The sequence below is a fragment of the Vibrio sp. V30_P3S12P165 genome (assembly GCF_009904905.1).
In the GTDB taxonomy this organism is placed as follows: Bacteria; Pseudomonadota; Gammaproteobacteria; order Enterobacterales; family Vibrionaceae; genus Vibrio; species Vibrio fujianensis.
Genome location: NZ_WXWH01000032.1, coordinates 1 through 5,934 on the forward strand (window position 1 = coordinate 1; position 5,934 = coordinate 5,934).

Sequence of the window (5,934 nt, forward strand, 5' to 3'; positions counted from 1 at the left end):
CTCCTTTACTATCCATTACCTCTAATTTTTTATCTATCACCGAGTATGGATAAAGATATGAAAAATATAAATAATCGCTGGAATTCGCTAAGAAAAAGTGAAAAATTTGATCAAATATTTAATCAACACTATCCGACGACTATGCAACAACTACAAACAAACATATGGAAAGTCATTTACTTAAATAATCCATTTATTCCCAGTCAATATGCCGATTTTCGTTGTGATTTTTTAGCAGAGTATACGCCACATTCATAAACAATGTTAATAGCTAATTCTATACTCAAACGATTTGGATCAACAGATAGGCAGCAACCCAATCAGCATATAATTGGGGGATTGACTGGCTGCCGCTGTCGATAATAATTCGCTTAGGTAAACCTTCAATATAAATGTTCAAACTCGTTAATTTTTGGTTTTCCACGCAACAGTAAAAAGTTTAGAAACCGAGCTGTTGAAGTGGTAATAACTTGCTCTTCGTTAACATGGTATTTATCAAGTAGTGGTTTGACTAAATCTAAACGGGCAATCTCTTCACAAAAATGAGCATCAGATCCTGTACTAAAAAATACGCCGATAGCCTGACCGAGCTTAACAATCTGGTCACATCGTTGATCGCTACCTTTTCGGCTTTTCCCTGTCAACGAGGTATTATTGACTTCAATGGCCACATGGTAATTTTTAGCACAGTGCAGTACACGTTCCATATCGAATGGATAGTTAGGATTACCTAAATGTCCCAGAACATCGACTCGTCCACTCTTAATGATATTGATTAAAGCCTCTGTATGCAGCGCTTCATTTGCGGGTTCAAAGACCGGCTCATGGAAACTAGCAATGACCCAATCGAGATGTTGGTCTGATGAAAAAGGTAAATCAATCTCACCGGCAACATTTAAAATATTGGCCTCGACACCTCGTAAAATACCCACATCGTAAAGAAAGCGGGGCAAAATTCTTTGATTATTAAAATGCCAGTAGTGGGGGGCTCCCGGCATTTTAGGAGCATGATCCGTGGTACAAAGAAGTTTTAGCCCCTTATTCTTAGCAGTTAACGCATTTTCTAAAATGGTGCTGTAAGCATGCCCACTCGCAATCGTATGGGTGTGGCTATCAATAACGATATTCATATTTTATCCCCTAAAGTCATAAGGCTATTTAGTCGATTTCGAATGAACCCTTTTTATTTAAAAATAAAGTCAAATCAGCAGCAATCGAATGATTAAGTACTTTATCAATATTGATTGCATCTGAATGACGATAAAACGTTATTGCCTCTTCGAGAGATAAACCTCCACGAACTTTTCGATTAACCAATCGCTCTTGAAGATATTCTGCTTTTGTATCAATAAAGACGGTGAAATCGGCCAAACGGTAGAGTTCATTCCAAACAGGTTCATTTAATAATAGCCAATTACCTTCTACCACCACTACATTACGATTCACGGTAATAGCGTCATCAACTGGATCATGCAGATTTCGATCGTAATAAGGCCACTTAGGATCTTTAATTTTTAACTGTTTCAGCTTGCTGATCAGCTCGGTTAAATTAAATGTTTCGTAAGAACCTTTAATTGTCCGTAATAATATTTTTTCGCCATTGCGTTCAATCATATTATTATCCAGAATATCATTCGGATAGTGAAAACCATCTAGTGGCAGTACTTGCAGCGGTTCGACATCTTCATTGCTCTGTGAAAGGTGTTCCCAAAATGCCGCTAAGGTAGATTTACCGCTACCAGGAGGAGCACATAGGAAAATAACGATCCTTTCTTTTTTCTCATAATAAAGACGGGTAAATTTTTCGATCAGAGGCTGATGAACTCTCTTGACATCCACACGAGGGAAAGTCGCTTGTATTTCAAAACCACTGACATTTAAGTTTACTTTCATGTTAAGGCCTTACTGATTAATTTCCTCTTCGATTTTCTCGATCAACATTTCACACGATAATTTCAATACGGTTTTAATCAGAGATTCATATCTCATCTGTGAAAAGGACTCAAATGAAGAGAACTTTAACTGATTGATCGAGTCAAGATAGACGCTATCTTGTTGTGAAGAGAGCACTGCTTGATTCTTAATAAAGTCATAAATAATGTTATCGGAAAATTTAATCTTTTCGGGTTGAGAAAGTCCATACTCTAACATTTGTTCATACAAACCAATGTCAGCATAGGTTTGCAATGATATTTTACCCATAGCAAACATCAATTTAGAGATAACATCGGTGGTTTCCAGTGGCCCATCTTTTTTTAATAAAGGTTCCACTGCATACTCTTTCACTAAATCGTCTTGAACAAAGATATTCGGCAGTAACGTTTTTAGCTTGAGGTTGATGATTTTGTTAGAAATCTGAAGAAATGCAGTGGCACTTTCACACTCATCTAACTTCTCCAGTAATGCATCTACACGGGACAACGCTTTATCACCTCTTTATGATGTGGTAACCCAAAGGCTACCACATAAAATAATGATCATTAAATCGTTAAATTCACATCATAAAATTCTAATAACGCTTTCTCTGCTGATGCATTCCACACATAGTGGTTTGCTTTCAAAATAGCATCTAACTCAATAAAGAATGGATCTTGCTCCGCGAGTGATAAAAAATCATCAATGGAGGTCAAGGGGAGATCAATGTGTGGATAAATTAGCTTTTTCCCTCCGGGAATATCCAATTGATGTAAAATAGTATGTGGTGCTGCTTGTAGCCCACCGATATGGGTAATCATAAAGGATGGGTTAATTTTTCCTTGTGCAGACAATTCAAGAGATTCCAACATATCTCCGGTAGAGCCGCCAGATGTGCCAACAATATGTGTTGATTCGTAATGCACATTATAAAAATTAAACGGGACTTTAAATTTTTTATCCGTAGGCCCTGCAAAAAAGTTTAAGCAACCATCATTACCCAATAATTCATCTGCTTGTTCTAATACTTGTGCAACTGCCGCATAAACCATCACATCATCATATCCGTTACCTTGGTTAAGAGCTTTAAGATGAGAGACAGGATCATCACATTTCGCCGTATTCACATAATGTAATTCAATGCCTTGCGCTCTTGCTTGTGAAATGGGAATTAAGGTTTCAGCACGCTCTAAACGTGCAGCATCAATATCAGTAACCACCACTAACTTAGGTTTCACTGGCCCATTAATTGCGTAATCAATGGCACCAATCCCCATCGGGCCGGCGCAAGCAAGTAAAGCCAGTGCCCCTCCCGTTTTGATCCCCATTTGATGTTCATAAATATACGGTGTTGTATGGTAACTTGCATGATATGCGCCGATGATACAAGACATCGGCTCTGCCAGCGAAGCATCCGCAAAATAATCCCCGTGATAGGGTAAAACACAACCTAAATCGATTGCTATTTTAGGGATGATAGAATAAGTCGCGTTACCACCAAATGTTTCATAACTATAACCCGCGGAATAGCCAGAAGGTAAGCCCATCGCAGGTTGTAGAACAAAGTAGTCGCCGACGGTAAATTGATCTTTTAGGTTCTCTCCTACTTGTATGATCACACCAGCATATTCATGACCTGTCATCACCGGGACTTGATCAATATTATTAGGTACACGTTTATGTTTACTACCTAGTAATGCGGCTTTGTAAGTGGATAAGCAAATACTATTAGAAATATTTTTGACCAAAAGTTCATCCGCGGAAATGCTGGGTAAATCAAACGTTCTAAGTTGGACATCGTTTTCACCACAGATCACCGCTGCTGTTGTTTTTACCATGATTCCTCTCCTCAATGGAGCGGATAGACCGCCCCATAATAATCTATTAGCCTTGTTTCTCAATCATCACCATCAACTCATCAAGAGCGGGATCATTAAGAAAGTTTTTAATCGTGATAACGGGTAAACCTGTCGCTTTGATAGCCCTTTCTTCTAGGCTTTCATGTGTGATGACAATATCAACGTCATTAGGCACATTTTCGATAGCAAAATTCTGCACTTGAATATCTATTCCAGCTTGGGTGAGCTTACGTTTAAATATCGATGCCCCCATCGCACTTGATCCCATTCCGGCATCGCAAGCAAAGGCAATAAATGCAATTGGTTTTGCTAATGCTTGAGCCTGCCCTACTGTGTTTGATTTGACCGTTCCTTGTGCTTTCATCGCTTGCATATTTGTGACGGACTTTTCGAATTCGCTTTCTTTTTCTACAGATTTACTCATTTTTAATATTGCACTTGCAACCAAAAAAGAAACGATTGTCGCACTTGTTACACCTGAGATGGTGGCTAGAAATCCACCTTTAGGAGTCAGTGCTAAGTAAGAGAATATGGAACCCGGACTTGGCCCTGCGACTAAACCTGCACCTAACAGATTAAAAGTGATGATCCCTGTTGCTGCTCCCGCAATCATGGCGACGATCATGATTGGCTTCATCAGTACATACGGGAAGTACAACTCATGAATACCACCAAAAAAATGAATAATGATGGCACTCGGTGCTGAGCGCTTAGAAAGGCCTTGACCAAATTTAGCATAAGCCAACAACATACCTAAACCAGGGCCTGGGTTCGACGCTACCATAAAAAAGATCGACTTACCGGTTTCTGCAGCGGCTTGTAAACCCAATGGATAATAGATCCCTTGATCAATCGCATTGTTTAAAAATAAAACCTTCGCTGGTTCATTAATGATAGCCAGTAAAGGAAGAAAACCTGTCGCGACTAATGCTTCAATCCCCGACTTAACAAATAAATTTGCTGCCGTGACCGATGGGCCAACAATGTGGTAGGCAAATAAACATAGGATCATGCCGATAATACCGAGTGAGAAGTTGTTCACGACCATCTCAAACCCTGAAGGAATCCGGTGTTGGATACGCTTATCGACCTGAACCATAACCCAAGCACTCAGTGGCCCCATGATCATTGCGCCGACAAACATGGGTATGTTGGCTCCCACAATGACTCCCATAGTCCCAATAGCTCCCGCAACGGCTCCGCGTTTATCTCCCACTAGTTGACCACCGGTATAGCCAATCAATAGCGGCAGTAAATAAGTAATCATCGGCCCAACAAGCTCACCAAACGCTTCGTTTGGCATCCAACCTGTTGGAATAAAAAGTGCGGTAATAAAGCCCCAAGCGATAAAGGCTCCAATATTTGGCAGCACCATGGCAGTTAAATATCCACCAAAGGCTTGCACATTCGCTCGCATGTTTGCTTTCACGTTATGTTCCTTTTAGTATGCTTTGATTATCTCTAGAACTTGTTCTTTAGAAGAGGCTCGTGCCAATATTGCAATATTCTCTTCGTCCACAAACATCTCGCTTAGTGCTTGAATCACCTCTATGTGGGTATCAGAGTCTGTTGCAGCTAAAGTGATCAAAATATTGGCCGGACCAAGATCCGAACCAAAATCAACGGGAGTAGGAAAGATATGAATGCCTAGACCAGTTTTTAGTACGCCAGTTTCTGGGCGAGCATGAGGCATCGCCAACCCTGGGCATAAAACATAATAAGGTCCATTCTCTTTGGTTGATTGGATAATAGCCTCTGCATATTGTTGCGAGACATATCCTCTATCTTCTAGATATTGAGTGGTCTTTTTTACCGCCTCTTGCCATTGATAAGGGCGATCATCAATCACATCAATAAGTTCATGATCAATAAGATCATACAGCATGATAAACCTCAATTACTGTTGTCCGTTGTGGTTAAAGGCATTATCAATGGAAAAAGAAGCCATGGGAAATAAGACCAAATCGTGATTTCTATTACAAAAAAAATTACATCAAGCCTTTTTTCATGCTTAACTTCTCATTTAAAGAATGAAAGTTTTTTACTTATTTGGTTAAAATTACAAATCAATACCCAAAACGTGCAAAAAATCACATAAACAATATTTAAAATAAAAATAAAAATTTCTATTTAAATCACATTAAATGGATTGACACGTGTT

At 39.3% G+C, this 5,934-nt stretch carries 7 protein-coding genes; 1 reads left to right on the forward strand and 6 read right to left on the reverse strand.

Annotation, left to right across the window (positions count from 1 at the left end):
• The coding region (locus CAG57_RS07090) for a hypothetical protein (protein WP_237666062.1) at positions 1-258 on the forward strand (258 nt) is incomplete at its 5' end.
• Between the two features lie 125 nt (positions 259-383).
• On the opposite strand, the gene CAG57_RS07095 is transcribed toward CAG57_RS07090, so the two are convergent.
• Genes CAG57_RS07095 through CAG57_RS07120 form a run of 6 tightly spaced genes read right to left on the reverse strand, consistent with a single transcriptional unit; the run spans position 384 to position 5,658 of the window.
• The gene (locus CAG57_RS07095; RefSeq protein ID WP_099611278.1) at positions 384-1,130 is read right to left on the reverse strand and encodes a phosphatase; all 747 of its coding nucleotides are present in this window, start codon (positions 1,128-1,130) and stop codon (positions 384-386) included.
• Positions 1,131-1,158: 28 nt separating this feature from the next.
• Positions 1,159-1,893 (reverse strand): nucleoside/nucleotide kinase family protein, encoded by a 735-nt coding sequence (locus tag CAG57_RS07100; protein ID WP_161439516.1) that lies wholly within the window; start codon positions 1,891-1,893, stop codon positions 1,159-1,161.
• Between the two features lie 9 nt (positions 1,894-1,902).
• The gene (locus tag CAG57_RS07105) at positions 1,903-2,421 is read right to left on the reverse strand and encodes an MltR family transcriptional regulator (protein WP_099611280.1); all 519 of its coding nucleotides are present in this window, start codon (positions 2,419-2,421) and stop codon (positions 1,903-1,905) included.
• 59 nt (positions 2,422-2,480) lie between these two features.
• Complete coding sequence (locus CAG57_RS07110; protein WP_161427335.1) at positions 2,481-3,752, reverse strand: zinc-binding dehydrogenase; 1,272 nt, start codon at positions 3,750-3,752, stop codon at positions 2,481-2,483.
• A gap of 46 nt (positions 3,753-3,798) precedes the next feature.
• Positions 3,799-5,202, reverse strand: coding sequence for a PTS mannitol transporter subunit IICBA (locus CAG57_RS07115; RefSeq protein ID WP_099611281.1), 1,404 nt, complete (start codon positions 5,200-5,202; stop codon positions 3,799-3,801).
• A gap of 12 nt (positions 5,203-5,214) precedes the next feature.
• A complete protein-coding gene (locus CAG57_RS07120; RefSeq protein ID WP_099611282.1) occupies positions 5,215-5,658 on the reverse strand; it encodes a PTS sugar transporter subunit IIA in 444 nt (147 codons plus the stop codon).
• Positions 5,659-5,934 lie beyond the last annotated feature (276 nt).

What these genes read in the sequence shown, in the direction of transcription:
- CAG57_RS07095 (WP_099611278.1), bottom strand. Translation starts at nt 1,130, where the DNA reads ATGAATATCGTTATTGATAGCCACACCCATACGATTGCGAGTGGGCAT.
- CAG57_RS07100 (WP_161439516.1), bottom strand. Translation starts at nt 1,893, where the DNA reads ATGAAAGTAAACTTAAATGTCAGTGGTTTTGAAATACAAGCGACTTTC.
- CAG57_RS07110 (WP_161427335.1), bottom strand. Translation starts at nt 3,752, where the DNA reads ATGGTAAAAACAACAGCAGCGGTGATCTGTGGTGAAAACGATGTCCAA.
- CAG57_RS07120 (WP_099611282.1), bottom strand. Translation starts at nt 5,658, where the DNA reads ATGCTGTATGATCTTATTGATCATGAACTTATTGATGTGATTGATGAT.